Source organism: Litoreibacter halocynthiae, assembly GCF_004365635.1.
Taxonomy (GTDB): domain Bacteria; phylum Pseudomonadota; class Alphaproteobacteria; order Rhodobacterales; family Rhodobacteraceae; genus Litoreibacter; species Litoreibacter halocynthiae.
Map to the genome: position 1 here is coordinate 1 of NZ_SOBH01000002.1, position 20,484 is coordinate 20,484.

A 20,484-nucleotide genomic window follows, 5' to 3' on the forward strand; every position below is an offset into this window, starting at 1 on the left:
AGGACGTGGAGGCCGCTAATGGCAGGGAAACCCTACAAGGGCCACAAGAAGGGGGCTGGGCGTCATGTCCAGCTTCCTGAGTGGCTTCAGGCGTCTGAGGCGTGGGCAACGCTTAGGCCCGGGCCTAGGGCGCTCTACATTGAGCTAAAGCGCCGCTTCAACGGATCGAACAACGGGCGCATCGTTCTGAGTCACAGGGATGGCGCAAACGCTCTCAATGTGAACCGCAACACCGTCGGACCTTGGTTTCAGGAATTAGAGCAGCGTGGCCTAATTCACATGACGCGAGCGCCGCACCTTGGCCCGTCCGGTATCGGCAAGGCGTCCGTTTGGGCGCTCGATGAATTGCCAACGGATAGCATGAAGCCAGCTCGAAAGGCGTTCATGGCGTGGAGGCAAAAACAAAACCCCCGCACAAAAAACAGGACACCCCGTCCTAGTGACTATGACAGTGGGCAGTCCAAACAGGGGCAAGCAGGAGTAACCGTCCTAAAAATTGTGACGCGTTAGGCGAAATCTCGTTTCAGCGCGTCCCAAAAAACAGGACATATATACATCTAGCCATAGGCAGGACCGAATGAGCAAAGAACCAACGAAGTCAAACAGAGAGGCAAGTGTCTCCCTTGTTTGGAATGAAGACCAACGCAGCCTCTCAATTGAAGAGGTCGAAGGCTCAAGGGTCATATCAAAAGCCGTCGGCCACACTCAAACGGTGGCTGGTCTAATCAAACAGCTCGCCACCCTTGGCTCATATGGCAAAGCCGTGGACGAAGACGCGACCAACTTTGTTCTTGGCTATGTCGAAGCGATGAAGCCAAGGGACGCGACCGAGGCGTTATTGCTGGCACAGATGGGTGCAGCCCACCAAGCAACAATGATGATGGCGCGACGATTGAACCACGTCGAGAATATACCCCAACAGGATGCAGCAGAGCGCGCCTTGAACAAGCTGGCACGGACCTTCTCAACACAGGTCGAGACTTTGAAGCGATATCGCAGTACCGGGAAGCAAGTTGTGCGTGTCGAGCGTGTGAACGTCGAAAGCGGCGGACAGGCCATTGTGGGCGACGTGAGCCACGGGGGGAGGGCTGAACATGAAAAGTGACGGTAACCCCACAGACCCCACTCAGAGGCTCAGAGAAGCGCCCAGATGCCGCGCCATGGCCAAGAGTACCCGCCAACGCTGCAAGTGTCCTTCTAAGCGAGGGTGGAACGTCTGCCGCCTGCATGGCGCTGGCGGTGGTGCGCCTTCGGGTTCAAAGCATCCAAACTATCGGCACGGGATGCGCACGAAAGAGATGGATACTGTACGAAGCTTAACCGCAATTCTTGGCAAGTGTGCGCGGGACATGGTAGATGGCGTGAAATCGTCGACAATATCCTAGTAAAAGGCTGGGATTGTGAGAGAGAGCCAATGAAACGTATGCTAATCTTGGCAGCCATCGTCTCGATCTATGTCACCTCTGCATGTGCAGAAACTGTCTGCCTGAAGACAAAGCTGATCTACGATGGTAACGAGTACAAACGGGTCGAAGACATCTGTACGAGCGGTGAGCTTGTGGAGGTGCCGCGAGATTCCGCAGGAATGAGGCGGGCATTAGAAACCGACGCATCCAAAGAAAACAAAGCCAAGCGAAACAAGGCGCGCTGGGAGGAGTTCTTGTCTACTATGGATGACAAACCCGAAGATTGAACACTTCGTAACTTTAGCCGCCCTCTATACCGACTCTAACACGGGAATGAAGCCGCTAATGCGTACTGAATGAGTGTTCTTGCAGTTTCATGTCGTGTTGCTGGGTTCTCGTCTAGGTAGTTAACAACTACGTCGAGAATTTGCCCGTTTTCCGCGTTCGGAGGGATGCAAAACCCTAATGCAACGCTGGACTTTAGATCAAACTCTGATTGCGGGATTTTGTCAGGTGAAGTAGCGACCACCCCAACCAATGCTCCCCACTTCATAGCTTCGACCGAGCCGAAAATGAAGCCATAGCAAAACCCTTGCTGCACCTGTCCGGTCTGGTTGGTGCAAGCTGAGTAAATATCGTTACCTGTGAACGGTGCTGCGACAACGGGAGAACCTAAGGCAAGGCCTCCCAAAAATGCCACTGAGAGAATAATTCTCAATACACCCCCCTTTCCTGAATTTCGAAGCTAGAGCCTGCTAACCTACGCTGACACAGTCATTCAGTCACTGTCTAATGCATCTTTGAGAACCCCACCGCCTTCCCGAACCACCTGCATTTTCTCAGCAGGAAACGGACGAAGGAGCGCCAAGGCTTCATCAGAGGAGCCAGTCATCCAAGTCTCGTAATCTTCCGGCGCTAGGATAACGGGCATCCTATTAGGGTGAACAGGTCGGACAATCTCGTTTGCAGTGGTCGTGATAATTGTATGGGTTAGCAAGTTTAGTTTGTCTTCGGGAAGGCCCGGCTGCACTCCGCGCCACATTCCAGCAAATGCGAATGGTGGCCGCGCTTCATCGCCCTTCAATGCAAACCAATAGTTGGTAGCTGGATTCCGCCCCTTGGCTTCTCGAAAACTGGTCGCAGGGACCAAGCAACGGCGCTCCTGAAAGCTCCCCTTCCAGAACCCGCTGCTCGCTACTTTATCGGCGCGGGCGTTGTTCCAAGCGTCGGGCGAAATCGGCTTACCCGTTTTCTTGGACATCTTCGGCGTCAGGAAGCCCCAACTCATGTTTAACAATTCACGCTGGCCGTCGCCACTTAAGCGGACAACGGGGGCGTCATACTTAGGCCAAATCGCCGTGAGTGGTCGCGCGTTCCCCAGCCTATCGTTCTCTGGCTTCACATCGAACAACTGACGCATCGCCTCTGTCGCAGTCGTCGAGGAATACAGATTGCACATTCTATGCCTTCTCGTTTCGCCAAATCCACTTGGCAATTCTCTTCACAGGACGACGAACGGTCAAGTTTTCTAACTCTGAGACTAATGGGATGACGTAGGTAACGTTGAGATATTCGCTCGTTCTACATTTCGAGCAAGGGAAAGGTGGAACATGTAATTGATGGTCAGGCCCTACCACCTTCAACAAGTCATGCGCCCAATAGTTTACTGAGCGTCGGCAAAGGTTGCATCGCACAGTAAGCAACTGATTCAGATTAGCGGCATCGCGCATCCTACGGTTTCGGAATGGGTTAGACGATGGGCGGCTTGCGGGCATAGATTGCAATTTAGAACATGAAGTGAACACTCATCAAGGAAGTTCCTCGTACACCGAGGTACGTCCAAGTACACAAACCGTTTTATTAATCGCCTCTATAATATATCACCAGACAGAAAGATAAGGGTGGACTAAAGGGTGGTCTGAGATAGGGGACATCTACCTAACACTATGCAAATAATAACTTTTTTTATTTTATGTGGTGCGGTCGGAGGGACTCGAACCCTCACTCTTGTTACAGAACAGCGACCTCAACGCTGCGCGTCTACCAATTCCGCCACGACCGCAAAATCACAGGGGATGTGGGCGGCGTTCTAGCCTGCCCCCCCGCCCTTGTGAAGCGCAAAAACGCATCCATTGAAAAAGGCCGGAGATGCATCACATCTCCGGCCTCAAATTTACACTGGTAAGCGTCGCTTATGGCTCGACTTTGAAGATCGGCAAGGCCGACGCGGGCTGCACCTGGGGTAGGGCCTGCGCGTTGTTGCCACCCAACGTGAAGGACGCTTTGCGCAGCAGCGCGTTGCGCTCCGGCTGGCCCGGCGCGAAGACGGGGGTCGCCCCGTTCTCGATTGCGGTCAGCCCCATGTCATACCATGGCAGCGCCAGATCGGCGCGTTTGGATACGCCAAATCCTTGTGCCAGATGGTGGCCCATCAGCTCGCTATAGGCTTGCTCGCCCAATACCGACAGCAGCAGTGCCGATCCCAAAGCCACATCCATGTTGTCCGTACGGTATCCGACCGACAAACAGATTTTGGCGGTGCCGGACAGCTGAACCGGCGACATTCCGGAACCAAGCACAAATCCCGACACGTCTTGCAAGACAGCCGTATGTGGCTTCAACGACAGGGCTGCTACGTGCTCTTTCAACGCGGGCCCAAACCCTTCGCATTGCTGCGCGATCTGGTCTGGGGTGAAGCCTTGGATTTTGGCCGACAGTTGCTCGCCATCGGCGATGGCATAGGTCCGTGCAAGGCAGAACTGCTCGTTCAAGGCCAGATTGGCGTCCACCATTGTCGCGGTGGTCAAGAAGCCGCCATTGGTCGAGGTCAAAAGCGACACCTGATTGCAATGCGACGCCAGCGACACTGCGGTGGTTGTCCCCATAAAGCTAGGCAGTGATCCCGTCTGCGGGGTTCCCTCGGCGCCGGCAACGGCTGTGACCGTGGTTGTCGTCGTGGTTGTTCCACCCAAGACCTGCGGTTGCAGGACTTGCGGCTGCGGGGCCACGACAACCGTCGTAGCTGGCGCGGCCAAGGCGGCACCGGCGGTTGCAACGCCAGCCGCCTCGTTGCGGTAACGGGTCAAAAGACCGCGCGGGCCAGTCGGGCTTGCTGCGATCAGCTGCGTTGTTGCGACACCGCCCGCAAGCGCACGGTTGTAGCTTTGCAGCAGGAAGTTCTTTTCGTAATCGGTCAACTGTCCCGTCGCGGGGTAGCCCATATGCGCCTGATAGTTGGCGATGGCTGCGCGGGAGTTCCGGCCGAGCACACCGTCCGGCGTCCCTGCAGGGAAGCCGAAATAGTTTAGCGATGTCTGGATTTCGCGGCGTTCCTGACGCACGTAGGACGGAACCGTCGCGGTTCTCTTTTTGGTGTAGGTTTTTCTGCGGACAACCCGCTTTTGCTTGCCTGCGTTGCGCACGATCGCCGAGCCGACAACCCCTGCAACGATCCCGGCAGCGAAGTCACCACCATCCGCAGAGACGCGAGTCGCAGGCACCGTGATCAACGCCGCGGCAGCACAAGCCATTGTAATATTTTTGATAAACATGCATTTCCTCCTAATACGCAACTAAAACACTTTCCTTAGCGTAACATGCTGACCAAAGTTTGACCTAGAAAAAACGCGTTAAATCAGGCGAAAGCCTCAGGAGAAAAGCCAATACCATGGTGGAATGGATCACAAGTGACGGGTTAACGGACTATGCAGAGGCGGTTGCCTTCATGGAAAACCGTGCCAATGCGATCCATCTGGGTACAGCGTCTGAATGCATCTGGCTGGTGGAACACCCGCCACTCTACACTGCGGGCACCTCTGCAGATGTGGCCGATCTCGTGTCGCCCGACCGCTTTCCCGTGCACCAAACGCGGCGCGGCGGCCAGTACACCTATCACGGGCCCGGCCAGCGCGTGGCTTACGCCATGCTGGACCTGAACAAGCGGGGCCGTGATGTGCGGAAATACGTGCAGAATCTGGAAGCATGGGTCATCGCGACACTGGCGGAGTTCAACGTGACAGGCCATATCCGCGATGGCCGCGTCGGTGTCTGGGTCGAGCGTCCGGACAAACCGCTTCAACCGGACGGCACCTTGGCCGAGGACAAAGTGGCCGCCATCGGCGTGCGTCTGCGCAAGTGGGTCACATTTCACGGACTGTCGATCAATGTCGAGCCGGACCTTGAGCATTTCAGCGGCATCGTCCCTTGCGGGATCAGCCAGCACGGGGTGACGTCGCTGGTTGATTTGGGCCTACCCGTTACAATGGGCGATCTGGATGTCGCGTTGCGACAGCAGTTCGACACGGTATTCAACCATTAATCAGTCGACAGCTTCAGTGAAGGCGCTGGCGACCAAGCTCGCGGGAAAACAAGGCTTCCACCTCGTCGCGCGTCAGGGTTGGTCGCGCGGCGCTCGTGTCTTCGGGCAGCGCCATATGCGGGGCCGGCAGCAGGTTTGCCATCTGTTCAAGCAATTTCGTCATGCTATCTCTCCGTTTTGCTTTTCAGCCCCTGACTAAACACACGGAAGAAACGCGCCGAGAGTTTCATAAGAATGCGCATTTCTACGAAACTTCCATTAAGTCATTGTTGTAAAATGATTAAATCAGTAAGGCACACGGTGTCTCTGTAGGTTCACTTCGCTTTTGGGTTTGCTACCGCTTCGATCGTCCTACTTTGAAGGCGTGACATTGAAACCTCGCATTCCCCACGGCCCATACAATCACTGGCCTTAGAATTTTCTTTATGCAATCGTCAGACACACGTAGACGATGGAACCCTTTGATATGACTTCAAACTCTGACATCGAACACATGATCTCCCGTGTCGCTTTGGGCGACCGTTCGGCGTTCTCCGACCTGTATGATGCAACCAGCGCGAAACTTTTAGGCGTCGCGTTGCGTGTGTTGAAGAACAGGGCCAGCGCCGAGGACGTCTTGCAAGAGACATTCATGAAGGTCTGGCGATACGCAGATAGATATTCATCAAACGGAATGAGCCCAATGACTTGGCTAATCACCATCGCCCGCAACACAGCCATCGACCGGCTGAGGGCCACAAAGAACGATAGTGACGTCGCTGATGTGATGGACACGATGCCTGCGTCCGGCCCGACGCCGGAGCAATCCGCCGTGGCCTCCAGCGACGCGCGCCAGATTATGGGTTGCATGGAGCAGTTAGAGGCCGACAAGCGCGACGCCGTGCGCGGGGCCTATCTAGACGGGCTAAGCTATGCCGACCTTGCCGCGCGATTTGATGTGCCACTGAACACCATGCGCACTTGGTTGCGCCGCAGTTTAATCAGTCTTCGGGAGTGCATGGCCCAATGACCTCCGATCCCGAAACCCCGGAAGAAGATCGCGCCCTTGCCGCAGAATACGCTTTGCGTCTGCTTTCCAAGGACGAAGAAGCCGCGTTCGAGGCGCGAATGCTCGACGACCGACACCTTGAAGAATTGGTCGCCGAAACTGTGAACCAGTTCGCCCCGCTCGCGGATGAAATCGCCGAAGAAACGCCATCGCGTGCGGTCAAAGCCGCTTTGCTTGCCGACCTGTTCGGCGAGGCCCCTGCTGCGACCTCCCTTTGGGAACGGGTCGGGTTGTGGCGCGCTGCAAGCTTTGCCGCAACGGCTGCGGCGGCTGTGATGGCGGTCATGTTGATCACACAATCGGCCCCCGGCCCTGCCCCACAACTCCCCGCGGCCGAGCGCGGCGCGCTCTTTGTGTCGGAAATTGCGGCGGGCGATGACAGCCTACGGGTTCTGGCGGTCTATGACGCGGACACCGGCAGTGTGCAGGTCAATCGCACCGCAGGCTCTGCGGCACCGGATCGGGCGCTGGAGCTTTGGGCCATTGCGGGCGACAATCCACCTGTGTCTTTGGGTGTTCTGCCAGTGGGCCAGAAAGGCCAGCTGGTCTTGCCTGAAAACCTGCGCGGCGACGTTTCCAGCCTTGTGCTTGCCATCTCGGACGAACCGCTGGGCGGCTCCCCGACGGGTGCGCCGACTGGTGCAGTGCTGGCGGTTGGTCAGGTCACAGACATCTAGACCTGCGCAAATGGTCGGGTTTGCATCCGGCCATTCGCATAAAATGCGACATTTTGCGCGAGTTTCAGGTGGTTGAAACATTGCCCCTCCCGCCTATCGTCTCTAAAACAGCAGGATAAACATAAGGGGCGAGTCTGCCCCGATCTTCTTGCGGGGACCAACAGCCCTGCGCAAACGAGTGGAAACGGGAGAATCGCATGGCCGACGCCGCCATCCAGGAACATGACCACGACGAGCGGGGATTCTTCACCCGCTGGTTCATGTCCACAAACCATAAAGATATCGGGATCTTGTATCTCTTCACCGCCGGCCTGATGGGCTTGGTGTCTGTCCTCTTCACCGTCTACATGCGGATGGAGCTGATGGAGCCCGGCGTTCAATACATGTGTCTCGAAGGCGCACGTCTGACAGCTGCCGCTGTTGCTGACTGTACCCCGAACGGCCACCTCTGGAACGTGTTGATCACCGGCCACGGCATCTTGATGATGTTCTTCGTCGTGATCCCTGCCCTTTTCGGCGGCTTTGGTAACTACCTGATGCCATTGCAAATTGGCGCGCCTGACATGGCGTTTCCGCGCATGAACAACCTGTCCTACTGGATGTATGTGGCTGGCTGTTCGCTGGCCGTGGCATCCCTGCTAACGCCCGGCGGCAACGACCAGTTGGGCTCTGGTGTGGGCTGGGTGCTTTATGCGCCGCTCTCCACCTCCGAGGCCGGCATGTCCATGGACTTCGCCATTTTCGCGGTTCACCTCTCCGGTGCCTCCTCGATCCTTGGTGCGATCAACATGATCACCACCTTCCTGAACATGCGCACCCCCGGCATGACGCTGCACAAAGTGCCGCTATTCTCTTGGGCCATCTTCGTGACCGCATGGCTGATCCTTCTGTCCCTGCCCGTTCTGGCCGGTGCCATCACCATGCTGCTGACAGACCGGAACTTCGGCACCACCTTCTTCCAACCTGAAGGCGGCGGCGACCCGATCCTGTATCAGCACCTGCTGTGGTTCTTTGGCCACCCCGAAGTGTATATCATCATCGTTCCGGGCTTCGGCATCATCAGCCACATCATCGCGACCTTCTCCAAGAAGCCGGTCTTCGGTTACTTGCCGATGGTCTATGCGATGGTGGCAATCGGCGCGCTTGGCTTCGTCGTGTGGGCACACCACATGTATACAGTCGGCATGAGCCTGTCGCAGCAGTCTTACTTCATGATGGCCACTATGGTGATCGCGGTGCCAACCGGCATCAAGATCTTCTCGTGGATCGCCACTATGTGGGGCGGCTCGATCGAGCTGAAAACGCCAATGCTGTGGGCCTTCGGCTTCCTGTTCCTGTTCACCGTAGGTGGCGTGACGGGCATCGTACTGTCGCAGGCTGGCATCGACCGTGCCTATCACGACACCTACTATGTTGTGGCACACTTCCACTACGTGATGAGCCTTGGTGCCGTGTTCTGTATCTTCGCAGGCATCTACTTCTATCTGCCGAAGTTTTCGGGCCGCATGTATCCTGAATGGGCTGGCAAGCTGCACTTCTGGGCAATGTTCATCGGGGCTAACCTGACGTTCTTCCCGCAGCACTTCCTGGGCCGCCAAGGCATGCCACGTCGCTACATCGACTACCCGGACGCCTTCGCCTACTGGAACTATGTGTCGAGCTGGGGCGCGTTCCTGTCCTTCGCGTCGTTCATCTTCTTCATCGGCGTTCTGTTCTACACCCTGAAATGGGGCCGCAAGGTTACCGAGAACAACCCGTGGAACGAGTACGCAGACACGCTGGAATGGACCCTGCCCTGCCCACCACCAGAGCACACGTTCGAGATCCTGCCGAAACAGTCGGACTGGGACAAAGGCCATAGCCATTAACCGGCCATGCCAATCCAACGTATAAACCTGACAAAAGGGGCCTCGGATTATCCCGAGGCCCTTTCTACTTACGACGGCAGCGCGCCTGTCTACCGCGTTGTCCTCTGGCCCCACCGCTCCCTGCCCCGTGGCGGCTTCGTATTCTTCATCGCGATCACCTGCTTCATGCTGTCGATCCCGCTGCTACCCCTGATCGGCACCGCCGCTATCTGGGTCTTGCTGCCGTTTCTGGTCCTGACGGTCACCCTGCTCTGGGTCTTCATCATGCGCAGTTACCGCTCCGGCCAACTGGTAGAGGAGTTGAGCCTCTGGCCCGACCACATCACCCTTGTGCGCCGCGAGCCGGATGGCAGGCGGCAGGACTGGTCAACCAACCCATATTGGGTCGAGGTGATATCCCATGACAAACCCGTCGCCGCCTACCTAACCCTACGCGGTGGCCCGCGTGAGGTAGAGCTGGGCGCGTTCCTGACGCCCGAGGAGCGGCTCGAGCTGAAGGAAGAACTGGAGGAGAAGTTGCGGTTCTTGGCGGTTTAAACCGCTATTAACAGACTCGGGCCCCACGAATCTTACAACTCGTAATGGCGGCATCAACTTGAGCAAAGGCCTGCTGGATCGACTTGTCATCCAGCGCTTGAAGCCGGACTTGGAATACTTTTTCGACACCATTCTTGCACTTTACCTTCACAGTCCCGTTTTGCACCGGACCTTTGAATGAAAGCGTGACATCTACGGCTGGTGGGTTGGCAAGATTCCACGCGGTGCGCTTTGCAGAGGCTTGTCCGGCGGCATTCAAATGACCCTCCTTACCAAGGTTGACTTCGGCTTGGCGGAAAGCAGTTACCTTGGCGCTGCGGTCATAGATGGTTGCCGCAGGGAACTTTTTCCCTGCATGGCTGGGCCATATCTGAAATAGCTGCCCGTCGCCGGTGATCGCAATCGAAAGTCCAATCATAATAAAACTCCAATAAAATTTAACGATTTAATATCGGGAGTATGCCCCAAGCGGCACCAATTTCAAAACTTATCTGCACCTGCTGGCTGGCAACAATCAGCGCAGCCCCAAGCCTTCGCCTAAGCGGTTGATGTTAGAGACTTCTGCCGGATGACTGTTTGGGTTGGCTCGAACTGCCTTTACCCTGAGTAAAAGGACGCAAGTAAAAACCTGCGCCCATCCGAGCATCGCACATCTTGGAAATTAAGCCCGAACACAACGGACAACTAATCTGGGCGCATTGAGTGCCTTGACCATAAGCGTCATTGTGGAGCAGCTATGTTGAAGTCAGCTTGGCGAAGGCAGTCAGTTGGCGCGCCGATCCCGGCTAAACTTATACCAACAGGCAAACCTGAAACGTCCCTACCCCAACCGCGTCTTCACCATCGGGCCAACGGCGCCGAAATCCATCTGGCCTGTATATTTGCCCTTCAGCACGCCCATAACGCGGCCCATGTCGCGGATACTTTCGGCGCCCACGTCTTTGATCGCGGCATCAACTGCCGCTTCTGCTTCGGTGTCGGACAGTTGCGCGGGCAGGAAGTCCTCGATCACCTTGACCTCGGCCAATTCGCGCTCTGCCAGTTCCAGCCGCCCGCCCTCTTCATAGGCCCGCGCGCTTTCTTGGCGTTGCTTCACCATCTTGCCGAGAATCGCCAAAATCTCAGGGTCGCCGACGCTTTTGCCATCCACCCGCAGGGCGATATCCTGGTCTTTGATCGCCGCGTTGATCAGCCGCAAAGTGCCAAGACGCGCGGCGTCCTTGGCCTTCATAGCCTCTTTTAGCGCGTCAGTGATGCGTGTGCGCAGATCCTGAGTCATAAGGTGCCTTCCCTGAAACCTCGTAAGTCGGGTCTTTTACCCAAAACGCCTGCACATCACAACAGCGGCTTTGCGTAGTACAAAAAGGCCCTCAGCCGTGGTTGACGCCCCGCGTCGCCGCCCGTAGATATCGGCAAGTTTTACACCAGCTTTGTGGGAGAAGCCGCCATGACCGCCAAACCGACAGCCTGTCTTGTTCTGGCCGATGGCACCGTGTTTTACGGCCACGGCTTCGGGGCCACAGGACAGACCACCGCCGAGCTGTGCTTCAACACCGCGATGACCGGCTATCAGGAAATCATGACCGACCCGTCCTATGCAGGTCAGGTCGTGACCTTCACCTTCCCCCATATCGGCAACACCGGCGTGACACCCGAAGACGACGAAACCACCGATCCCGTTGCCGAAGGCATGGTTGTCAAATGGGACCCGACCCAGCCGTCCAACTGGCGCGCCACCGGAGAGCTGACCGATTGGCTGGCCAAGACAGGCCGCATCGGCCTTGGCGGCATCGACACCCGCCGCCTGACCCGCGCCATCCGCTCGCAAGGGGCTCCGCATGTGGCGATGGCCCATGATCCCGAAGGCAATTTCGACCTTGAGGCGCTGGTCGCCGCCGCCCGTGGTTTCGCGGGGTTGGAAGGTCTGGACCTCGCCAAGGACGTCACCTGCGCGCAGTCCTATACATGGGACGAGCAACGCTGGGCATGGCCCGACGGCTTCACCAAGCGCGAGGGGCCGGGTCACAAGGTCGTGGCCATCGACTATGGCGCGAAACGCAACATCCTGCGCTGCCTCGCCTCTGCCGGCTGTAACGTCACCGTTCTGCCGGCTTCGGCCACCGCGGAAGAGGTGCTGGCCCACAACCCTGACGGCGTATTCCTGTCCAACGGACCGGGCGATCCGGCCGCAACGGGCGAATATGCCGTGCCAATGATCAAAGGCGTGCTGGAAAAGGACATTCCCGTTTTCGGTATCTGTCTTGGTCACCAGATGCTGGCGCTCGCCCTAGGCGCGAAAACAATCAAAATGAACCACGGCCACCACGGCGCCAACCACCCAGTGAAGGATTTGGATACCGGCAAGGTCGAAATCACCTCGATGAACCACGGCTTTACCGTGGACAGCCAGACCCTGCCAGACGGCGTGCTGGAGACGCATATCTCGCTATTCGACGGCTCCAACTGCGGCATCCGCATGGCCGACCGTCCGGTGTTCTCTGTGCAATACCACCCCGAAGCCTCCCCCGGACCGCAAGACAGCTACTACCTGTTCGAGCGGTTCGCAGCGGCCATGGCGGACAAAGCCAGCGTCTCCGCTTAACCGACCCTTAACCTAGATCATCCAGAGTTCCGGTGTATATGCTGCGCCGGAGACCGCGAGATGAATGCGCCACTCAAAGCCCCTGTTCGGATCGACGCGCATCCCGAGCAGCGGGTCTTTCTTGACGCTCCCCTTCCTGACGGGGGTGATAGCAGTCATCCCCTGCTGGGAAAGTTGCTGGTAGATCAAGGGCTTATTACTCCTCCGCAGCTTCTCATCGCCCTTGCCCTGCAAGCGCGTCAAAACGTGCCCTTAGGCGAAATCCTGATCGCGCAAGGCCATGTCGCGGAAGAAGACATCCTGCGCATTCTAGCCAAACAGCACGGCACCCATCTGGTAAATCTCGAAGCTTCCCCACCTGATCCAAGGCTTGCGGCGCTCCTCGTTGCAGAGGATTGTTTGCGGCTGGGCTTCATGCCATGGCGACGACGCGGCGACCGCGTGGTGATCGCCACCGCCCACCCCGAACGGATCGGCAGCATTCGCGTGAAGCTGCCGCTCGAGATGAGCGATGCAAAATTCGTGCTGGCCGCCCATAGCGACGTTCAAAATGCTATCCACACCCAATACGGCGACACCCTCGCCACGCAGGCCGAGCACCGCACAGCGCCGCAAGACAGTTGCCGCAACTGGTCCACAGGTGCGATGCGGCTCGTATTGTTGACGGTGGCAGCGCTTTCGGTTGCGGGCGCGCTCTTCGCGCCCGTGTGGCTCATCTGGTCCGTCTTCGGGGCCGCAAGTCTGGCGCTGGCCCTCAACAGCACGCTGAAAGCTGCCTGTACCGTTATCGCGCTGAAAAAGCGCCCGCTCCCTGCTCCGCCGGAGCGACCGCGCCCCGCGCTCCGCCTTCCCAAAATATCGATTCTGGTGCCGCTGTTTCGCGAACGCGACATTGCCGGTGCCTTGGTCAAACGCCTCGCCCGCCTGTCATATCCGCACGAACTATTGGAAATCTGTCTGGTGGTGGAGGCATCAGACACCGTCACCGAAAACGCCCTCACCAAAGGCGGATTACCCCGCTGGATGCGGGTCGTGCGGGTGCCAAAAGGCGGCGTTCAAACCAAGCCCCGCGCGTTGAACTATGCGCTGGATTTCACCTCTGGCTCCCTTGTTGGGGTCTATGACGCAGAAGATGCGCCGGATGCCGACCAGCTTCATCAGGTCGCCCGAAAATTTGCAGAAGGCGGCGCGGATTTGGCCTGCGTTCAAGGAATCCTCAGCTTCTACAACGCCAAAACAAATTGGCTATCGCGCTGTTTTTTCTTCGAATATGCGGGCTGGTTTCGGGTCATGCTGCCAGGATTGCAAAAACTGGGCTTCGCCATCCCGCTAGGTGGCACCACGCTGTTTTTCCGCCGCGACGTATTGGTTAAACTCGGCGCATGGGACGCCCATAACGTGACCGAGGACGCCGATCTGGGCATGCGCCTCGCACGGCGCGGATACCGGTGTGAAATGATGCAGTCGGTCACTCAGGAAGAGGCAAACAGCCATGTCTGGCCATGGGTCAAACAACGCTCCCGCTGGCTCAAAGGCTACGCGGTGACGTGGTGCGTCCACATGCGCAAGCCGGTCTTGTTGTGGCGCGAGCTGGGGACGTGGAAGTTCATCGGGTTTCAAATCCTGTTTCTAAGCACGCTCATGTCGTTCTTCTTGGCCCCCGTTTTATGGTGGAGTCTTCTGACTTTCCTGTTCGACTGGCCGAACCCCGTATTCGACCCGATGCCCAAAGCCTTGGTCATCGGGGCGTCAGGATTCTTTTTATTGGCAGAACTCGTGACTTTGGCGGTCTTTGTCACAGCCACGGCAAATATCGGGAAACGGCCTCATATCGGGTGGATTCTCACCCTGCCCGCCTACTTCATCTTCGGCACGGTAGCCGCCTATAAAGGGCTGGCAGAGCTTTTGTTCAATCCGTTTTACTGGGACAAAACAGAACATGGCATGTTCGGTGGGGCCAGCGACGGCTCACTCGGCAATGATCGCCCCTGCGTCGATTCGCAACCGCGTTTGGAAGGCGATGGACAAATGGTCCCGCAGCGCTTTTGACGCCGCAGCCCCGTCCCGCGCCTCGATGGCTTGCACAATCGCCAGATGTTCCGCCAAAGCCACCTCGCCGCGCCCTTCGGCCGCCAGCGACGTCGTGGCAAGCAGCGCCATCGAGCGGTAAACAAGGTCCAGCTGCTGCACCAGAAACTGGTTATGCGACGCCAGATGGATTTGCCGGTGAAACCGCCGGTTGGCTTGCGACAGCTTTGAGGGGTCCGACAGAAAGGCGTGGTCCTCCTCGACCATGGCATACAGCACCTTAACTTCTTCCATGGCGGCATGTTGCGCGGCCAGTTCCGCCGCCAGCCCTTCCAGTGCGGTGCGCACGGTATACAGCTCTGCCATCTGGTTGTGGTCCAGTGACGCCACGATCAATGACCGTCCGTCGCGTGTCAGCATCGATTGCGTCTCCAGCCGCTGCAAGGCCTCGCGGATCGGCGTACGCGACACCCCGAACCTGTCCGCCAATTCGCTTTCCACCAAACGGCTACCCGGTTTGTATATCCCGGTGTCAATCGCGTGCAGGATCAACCCGTAAGCGTCGTTTGGGGCGGGCATTTCAATGGACATTTTTCGCAACTCTCACATTTGTTGCGCCAAGCTAGCCGCCCCCCCCATACGGTTCAACCTTTCACGGTTGCACAGCGACGCATCTGCGCTAGGTTCCCAATCATGCCAGCTGAACACTTCACACATGTCAAAACTTGGGTCTTTGACCTCGACCACACGCTATACCCGCCCGATATGCAGCTTTTCGACCAGATCGAGATTCGCATGATCGACTGGGTTATGCGAGAACTCGGCGTGGACCGTGATGAGGCCAACCATCTGCGCGCCAAATACTGGCGCGAGCACGGGACAACCTTGGCGGGCCTCATGCGCATCCACGGGGTCGCTCCAGAAGGATACCTAATTGATGTGCACGACATCGACTTCACCGTTCTGACGCCCGACCCGCATCTGCGGGACGCCATCACCAGCCTGCCAGGTCGTAAAATCATCTACACCAACGGCACGGCACCTTATGCAGAAAATGTCATAAAATCCCGCGGCTTATCAGGCATATTTGATGCAATCTATGGCGTTGAGCATGCGGATTTCCATCCCAAGCCGGACCATGCCGCCTTCCAACAGGTCTTTGCACAAGACGGGCTTGATCCGCGCACATCCGCGATGTTCGAGGACGACCCGCGCAACCTCGCCGTGCCGCATGCGTTGGGGATGCGCACGGTGCATGTGGCGCCCGACCCTCTGGCGCATGACCACATTCACCACCACACCGACGACCTGCGCGGCTTTCTGACCCAGCTGACCCGCTGACACTTGGCGAGTGCCCGCCCGAGGCATAGGTTACACCCCATGAGCACAGATATCTTCATCTCCGGTGGCGGCGTTGCCGGCCTGACTGCGGCCTGCCTGTTCGGCAGCCAAGGGTTCAACGTCACCTGCGTCGACCCTGCCCCACCGATCACTGAACGCGATGCGGATGGTGCAGACCTGCGCTCCACCGCGTTCTTGCAGCCCGCCATTCCTGTGCTGGAAATGGCAGGCGTCTGGCACCAGCTCAGCCCCCATGCGATGCCGTTGCAAACCATGCGGATCGTGGATGCAGGCGGCGAGGACGCCGAACCCCGCGCCACCCGTGATTTCAACGCCTCCGACATCTCGGAACTGCCCTTCGGATGGAACCTGCCCAACTGGCTGATCCGCCGCGAACTTGTCGCGCGGCTGGCGGAATTGCCCAACGTGGAGTTCCTCCCCGGCACCGCCTGTACCAAAATCTTCACACGCTCGGCCTCCGCCAAGCTGTGGCTCAGCGATGGGACGACGCGCGATGCACAATTGGTGATCGCCGCCGACGGTCGCAATTCCCTCATTCGCGAGAGCATGGGAATCGATGTCAAAACAACGCGCTACGGACAGAAGGCACTGGCCTTCGCCGTGACGCATCCGATCCCCCACAACAATGTTTCAACGGAAATCCACCGCACCGGCGGGCCATTCACCTTGGTGCCCTTGCCAGATCATGACGGCCAACCAAGCTCCGCCATCGTGTGGATGGAAAAGGGCCCCGAAGCCGCCCGTCTCGATGCGTTGCCCGAGGTCGCCTTCAACCAAGAGATGTCGGAGCGGTCCTGCCACCTTTTCGGGCCGCTCACCTTGGCCTCGAAGCGCACGCTCTGGCCTATTATCAGCCAAATCGCCGAGCGGTTCAGTGCCGAGCGCGTGGCCTTGATCGCCGAAGCCGCCCACGTGGCCCCGCCCATCGGGGCGCAGGGTCTGAACATGTCGCTGACCGACCTGAGCGAGTTGCTGGAGCTTGTTCGCCTTCACCCGCTTGGCAGTAAGACGATGCTGGATGCCTATGACAAAAAACGGCGTCTGGCTGTGAAGGCACGGGTGATGGGGATAGACCTGCTGAACCGCACCTCCATGTCACAAACGACATGGATCAGGGATCTGCGCTCGGCGGGTATCGGGGCGATCCATGACGCCGCCCCGATCCGCAAATCGCTTATGAAACTGGGACTTGGCGCCCGTTAAAGCACCGTGTCCATGATCTCCTGCAACGCTTTCAGCGTGCCATCGACGTCATAGAGCTTGTCGAGGCCGAACAGCCCGATGCGGAAGGTGCGGAAATCGTCCGGCTCATCGCATTGCAGCGGCACGCCAGCGGCGATCTGCACCCCGATGGCCAGAAACTTGGAGCCGTTCTGGATATCGGGATCATCGGTGTAGCTGACCACAACCCCCGGCGCGCCGAACCCATCGGCGGCGACCGAAGCGATCCCCTTGGCCTTCAGCATATCACGCACGCCGTTGCCCAGCTTCCACTGCGCCTCGCGCAGCTCCTCGAAGCCGTATTCGCGGGTTTCCAGCATGGTGTCGCGGAACGCCCGCAGCCCGTCGGTGGGCATGGTCGCGTGGTAGGCATGGCCGCCGCCCTCGTAGGTTTCCATGATCGTCAGCCACTTTTTCAGGTCGATGGAAAAGCTGTCGGATGTGGTCTCGTCGATTTTCTTGCGCGCCGCCTCAGACATGCACACAATCCCGGCGCAGGGCGTGGACGACCAGCCCTTTTGCGGCGCGGAGATCAGCACATCCACGCCCGTCGCCTTCATATCCACCCAAGCGCAGCCCGACGCGATGCAGTCCAGCACCATCAACGCGCCAACCTCGTGAGCGGCGTCGGCCATGGCCTTGATGTAGTCATCCGGCAGGATCACACCGGCGGAGGTTTCTACATGCGGCGCAAACACCACGGCAGGTTTTTCCTCAAGGATGCGCGCCACCACTTCGTCAATCGGGCACGGAGCGAAAGGTGCGCGGGTGTCGTTGCCGGTTTGGCGGGCCTTCATCACGGTCGCCTCGGACGGCAGGCCACCCGCCTCCATGATCTGGCTCCAGCGGTAGGAGAACCAGCCGTTGCGTACGACCAAGGCGCGTTGGTCGCGGGCGAATTGACGGGCTACGGCCTCCATCCCGTAGGTGCCGCCACCGGGGACAAGAGCCACGCTATGGGCGTTGTAAACCTCTTTCAGCATTTCCGAGATATCGGTCATCACCTTCTGGAAGTTCTCGGACATGGAGTTGAGCGAGCGGTCGGTGAACACCACCGAGAATTCGCGCAGACCTTCGGGATCGACGTTTTCGAGCAATGCAGACATAGGGAGACCTCCTGAGTTTCAGGAAGAAATTAGGGGGGATTGGGGGGGGATGCACGAGCTATTTTTCAGATGCGACGACTGGTCTTACTCGCCCGCCGGAGCCGAAAACCACGCCAGCCAGACTTTCATCGAAAGTCTGCACACAAATCCTCAAAGAGGATTTTCCGCCTCAAAGCGGCCCCGACAACCGCTCCTCACTCAGCAGCACGTTGGCCTCCACATCTCCGACCCCCGGCAAGGTCATAATGCGGCGGCGTAACACGCGCTCGAAGTCGGACAGGTCGCGGGCGACCACGCGCAGGCGGTAGTCGTAGAGGCCAAGGACGTGCTGCACAGTCTGCACCTCGGGGATCGCCGTCACCGCCCTCTCGAAATCCTCCAGGCTGACGCGCCCCTTGGTGGCGAGCTTCACGCCAAGGAACACGGTGACGCCAAAGCCCAACGCCTCCGCGTCCAGATCGACGCGGCGGCCCGCCAGCACGCCCTCGTCCTGCAACCGCTTGATGCGCCGCCATGTGGCGGGCTGGCTCAGACCAAGGTCACGCCCCAACGCCCCCGCGCTGAGTGTGGCATCCGCCCCAAGCGCCCGCAGGATGGCGAAATCCGTCGCATCCCAAGTCATATTGGCAAGGTCTCGGTGGTTTTGATGGTGGCCACATGCATCAGCGGCTCCAGTTCCGCGATATGCGGCAGGGTCAGGATCTGGTTGCGGTAGAGGCTTTGGTAATGCGTCATGTCGCGGGCAATCACCGACAGGCGCAGGTCGACGCGGCCCAGAAAGGTCTGGATGGCGATCACTTCGGGGATTTTCCGCGCGGCCTCTTGGAACTCGTCGAACGCGCGCGGGGCGGTCTTGTCCAAGGTGAAGCGCAACGAGACCTCCACCGCGAAGCCCAGCTTCGTCCAGTCGATCACCGCATGTTGCCCCTTGAGTATCCCCTTGGCGCTGAGCTTTTCCAACCGCCGCGCGGAGGTGGCGGGTTGCATGGCGCAGCGCTCCGCCAGTTCCGACACCGGGGCGGTCGGATCGGATTGCAAATAGCGCAACAGGCGGCGGTCAGCGTCATCAAGCATGAATTTTTACTAAATCAATATCTTGACGAATGCCAGCTAACATATTTCCGCAAAATACCGTCACTTCAACTCTGGCTCCTGCCCGCCAGACCGGTATGTTGGCGGCAATCGAAACCAAATCATAAGGACGCCCGATATGCGCGTTTACTACGATCGCGATTGCGATGTTAACCTGATAAAAGACAAAAAAGTTGCCATCCTTGGCTATGGCTCGCAAGGCCACGCCCATGCGCTGAACCTACGCGACAGCGGCGCGAAGAACCTTGTGGTTGCGCTGCGCGACGGCTCCGCCTCCAAAGCGAAAGCCGAAGGCGAAGGCCTGAAAGTCATGGAGATCGCCGAAGCCGCTGCGTGGGCCGACGTGATCATGTTCACCATGCCCGACGAATTGCAGGCCGAGACCTACAAGAAATACGTCCACGACAACATCCGCGAAGGCGCGGCTATCGCATTCGCCCACGGCCTGAATGTACATTTCGGCCTGATCGAGCCGAAAGAAGGCGTCGACGTCATCATGATGGCCCCCAAAGGCCCCGGCCACACCGTGCGCGGCGAGTTTACCAAAGGCGGCGGCGTGCCTTGCCTCGTGGCTGTCGACAAAGACGCGTCCGGCAAAGCGCTGGAAATCGGTCTGTCCTATTGCTCCGCCATCGGTGGTGGCCGCTCCGGCATCATCGAGACCAACTTCCGCGAAGAATGCGAAACCGACCTGTTCGGCGAGCAAGCCGTTCTGTGTGGCGGCTTGGTCGAGCTGATCCGCATGGGCTTCGAGACACTGGTGGAAGCCGGCTACGCGCCCGAGATGGCCTATTTCGAGTGCCTGCACGAAGTGAAGTTGATCGTGGACCTGATCTACGAAGGCGGCATCGCCAACATGAACTACTCGATCTCCAACACGGCGGAATACGGCGAATACGTCTCCGGCCCGCGCATCCTGCCTTACGACGAGACCAAGGCGAAGATGAAAGCGGTTCTGACAGACATCCAGAACGGCAAGTTCGTGCGTGACTTCATGCTGGAAAACGCGGTTGGCCAACCGTCCTTCAAGGCAACCCGTCGCATCAATGACGAGCACCAGATCGAAGCTACGGGTGAGAAACTCCGTGGCATGATGCCGTGGATTTCCGCTGGCAAAATGGTCGACAAAGCGAAGAACTAATCGTCCCACAGTTCGGCTCTGGTCGAACTATGGGCTGCAATCGGAAAAGGCGTCTCGCAAGAGGCGCCTTTTTCATTT

The 20,484-nt window shown here is 58.3% G+C and carries 21 protein-coding genes, 1 tRNA gene and 1 pseudogene; 12 read left to right on the forward strand and 11 right to left on the reverse strand.

The window, feature by feature from the left end; all coding sequences use genetic code 11:
• Positions 1-577: 577 nt before the first annotated feature.
• Complete coding sequence (locus BDE40_RS07190) at positions 578-1,105, forward strand: hypothetical protein (protein WP_134013799.1); 528 nt, start codon at positions 578-580, stop codon at positions 1,103-1,105.
• Positions 1,106-1,414: 309 nt separating this feature from the next.
• Entirely contained in the window at positions 1,415-1,693 is a 279-nt protein-coding gene (locus BDE40_RS07195) for a hypothetical protein (RefSeq protein WP_134013800.1), read from the forward strand.
• Positions 1,694-1,728: 35 nt separating this feature from the next.
• Here BDE40_RS07195 and BDE40_RS07200 read toward each other — a convergent pair whose 3' ends face one another.
• From BDE40_RS07200 to BDE40_RS07215, 4 genes are all read right to left on the reverse strand, one after another.
• Complete coding sequence (locus BDE40_RS07200; protein WP_134013801.1) at positions 1,729-2,124, reverse strand: Rap1a/Tai family immunity protein; 396 nt, start codon at positions 2,122-2,124, stop codon at positions 1,729-1,731.
• Positions 2,125-2,184: 60 nt separating this feature from the next.
• Positions 2,185-2,865: an SOS response-associated peptidase gene (locus BDE40_RS07205; protein WP_134013802.1), complete on the reverse strand. Its 681-nt coding sequence runs from the start codon at positions 2,863-2,865 to the stop codon at positions 2,185-2,187.
• Positions 2,866-3,381: 516 nt separating this feature from the next.
• Positions 3,382-3,468 (reverse strand) — tRNA-Leu (locus BDE40_RS07210).
• A 130-nt stretch (positions 3,469-3,598) separates the two neighbouring features.
• Positions 3,599-4,957 (reverse strand): peptidoglycan-binding domain-containing protein, encoded by a 1,359-nt coding sequence (locus tag BDE40_RS07215; RefSeq protein WP_134013803.1) that lies wholly within the window; start codon positions 4,955-4,957, stop codon positions 3,599-3,601.
• Positions 4,958-5,064: 107 nt separating this feature from the next.
• Between BDE40_RS07215 and lipB the strand changes: the two are divergent.
• Positions 5,065-5,724, forward strand: a pseudogene (gene lipB / locus BDE40_RS07220) (lipoyl(octanoyl) transferase LipB); the annotation flags it as partial.
• Between the two features lie 13 nt (positions 5,725-5,737).
• Here the strand turns inward: lipB and BDE40_RS18185 are convergent.
• Positions 5,738-5,887, reverse strand: coding sequence for a hypothetical protein (locus BDE40_RS18185; protein ID WP_162848049.1), 150 nt, complete (start codon positions 5,885-5,887; stop codon positions 5,738-5,740).
• Positions 5,888-6,190: 303 nt separating this feature from the next.
• Here BDE40_RS18185 and BDE40_RS07225 point away from each other — a divergent pair, with 303 nt between their 5' ends.
• The 4 genes from BDE40_RS07225 to BDE40_RS07240 all read left to right on the forward strand — a co-directional run bounded on the left by BDE40_RS07225 (position 6,191) and on the right by BDE40_RS07240 (position 9,854).
• On the forward strand, positions 6,191-6,733 hold the full coding sequence (locus BDE40_RS07225) for a sigma-70 family RNA polymerase sigma factor (protein WP_134013805.1): 543 nt from the start codon (positions 6,191-6,193) through the stop codon (positions 6,731-6,733).
• Positions 6,730-7,449 (forward strand): anti-sigma factor, encoded by a 720-nt coding sequence (locus tag BDE40_RS07230; protein WP_134013806.1) that lies wholly within the window; start codon positions 6,730-6,732, stop codon positions 7,447-7,449. The genes BDE40_RS07225 and BDE40_RS07230 overlap by 4 nt, the downstream gene beginning before the upstream one ends.
• Before the next feature lie 197 nt (positions 7,450-7,646).
• A complete protein-coding gene (gene ctaD / locus BDE40_RS07235; protein WP_134013807.1) occupies positions 7,647-9,317 on the forward strand; it encodes a cytochrome c oxidase subunit I in 1,671 nt (556 codons plus the stop codon).
• Between the two features lie 6 nt (positions 9,318-9,323).
• Entirely contained in the window at positions 9,324-9,854 is a 531-nt protein-coding gene (locus BDE40_RS07240; RefSeq protein WP_134013808.1) for a DUF2244 domain-containing protein, read from the forward strand.
• Positions 9,855-9,861: 7 nt separating this feature from the next.
• Here BDE40_RS07240 and BDE40_RS07245 read toward each other — a convergent pair whose 3' ends face one another.
• Both BDE40_RS07245 and BDE40_RS07250 read right to left on the reverse strand, forming a co-directional pair.
• Positions 9,862-10,272: a hypothetical protein gene (locus BDE40_RS07245; protein ID WP_073139423.1), complete on the reverse strand. Its 411-nt coding sequence runs from the start codon at positions 10,270-10,272 to the stop codon at positions 9,862-9,864.
• A 402-nt stretch (positions 10,273-10,674) separates the two neighbouring features.
• Positions 10,675-11,133, reverse strand: a complete 459-nt coding sequence (locus tag BDE40_RS07250; protein WP_134013809.1) for a GatB/YqeY domain-containing protein — start codon at positions 11,131-11,133, stop codon at positions 10,675-10,677.
• A gap of 168 nt (positions 11,134-11,301) precedes the next feature.
• Between BDE40_RS07250 and carA the strand changes: the two genes are divergently transcribed.
• Together carA and BDE40_RS07260 are read left to right on the forward strand one after the other, a co-directional pair.
• A complete protein-coding gene (gene carA / locus BDE40_RS07255; RefSeq protein WP_134013810.1) occupies positions 11,302-12,456 on the forward strand; it encodes a glutamine-hydrolyzing carbamoyl-phosphate synthase small subunit in 1,155 nt (384 codons plus the stop codon).
• Positions 12,457-12,516: 60 nt separating this feature from the next.
• Complete coding sequence (locus BDE40_RS07260) at positions 12,517-14,505, forward strand: glycosyltransferase family 2 protein (RefSeq protein WP_134013811.1); 1,989 nt, start codon at positions 12,517-12,519, stop codon at positions 14,503-14,505.
• Here BDE40_RS07260 and BDE40_RS07265 read toward each other — a convergent pair.
• Positions 14,425-15,063 (reverse strand): GntR family transcriptional regulator, encoded by a 639-nt coding sequence (locus tag BDE40_RS07265; protein ID WP_246030383.1) that lies wholly within the window; start codon positions 15,061-15,063, stop codon positions 14,425-14,427. The genes BDE40_RS07260 and BDE40_RS07265 overlap by 81 nt on opposite strands.
• 114 nt (positions 15,064-15,177) lie before the next feature.
• On the opposite strand from BDE40_RS07265, the gene BDE40_RS07270 reads away from it, so the two are divergent.
• Together BDE40_RS07270 and BDE40_RS07275 are read left to right on the forward strand one after the other, a co-directional pair.
• A complete protein-coding gene (locus BDE40_RS07270; protein WP_134013813.1) occupies positions 15,178-15,825 on the forward strand; it encodes a pyrimidine 5'-nucleotidase in 648 nt (215 codons plus the stop codon).
• 39 nt (positions 15,826-15,864) lie between these two features.
• Positions 15,865-17,049 (forward strand): UbiH/UbiF family hydroxylase, encoded by a 1,185-nt coding sequence (locus BDE40_RS07275; RefSeq protein ID WP_134013814.1) that lies wholly within the window; start codon positions 15,865-15,867, stop codon positions 17,047-17,049.
• On the opposite strand, the gene BDE40_RS07280 is transcribed toward BDE40_RS07275, so the two are convergent.
• The 3 genes from BDE40_RS07280 to BDE40_RS07290 form a co-directional block, all read right to left on the reverse strand.
• A complete protein-coding gene (locus BDE40_RS07280) occupies positions 17,046-18,173 on the reverse strand; it encodes an aminotransferase class V-fold PLP-dependent enzyme (protein ID WP_134013815.1) in 1,128 nt (375 codons plus the stop codon). The genes BDE40_RS07275 and BDE40_RS07280 overlap by 4 nt on opposite strands.
• A 169-nt stretch (positions 18,174-18,342) precedes the next feature.
• A complete protein-coding gene (locus BDE40_RS07285; protein ID WP_134013816.1) occupies positions 18,343-18,795 on the reverse strand; it encodes an Lrp/AsnC family transcriptional regulator in 453 nt (150 codons plus the stop codon).
• On the reverse strand, positions 18,792-19,247 hold the full coding sequence (locus BDE40_RS07290; RefSeq protein WP_134013817.1) for an Lrp/AsnC family transcriptional regulator: 456 nt from the start codon (positions 19,245-19,247) through the stop codon (positions 18,792-18,794). Before BDE40_RS07290 ends, BDE40_RS07285 begins: the two co-directional genes overlap by 4 nt.
• A 136-nt stretch (positions 19,248-19,383) precedes the next feature.
• Between BDE40_RS07290 and ilvC the strand changes: the two genes are divergently transcribed.
• Positions 19,384-20,406, forward strand: a complete 1,023-nt coding sequence (ilvC, locus tag BDE40_RS07295) for a ketol-acid reductoisomerase (protein ID WP_134013818.1) — start codon at positions 19,384-19,386, stop codon at positions 20,404-20,406.
• Positions 20,407-20,484: the final 78 nt, after the last annotated feature.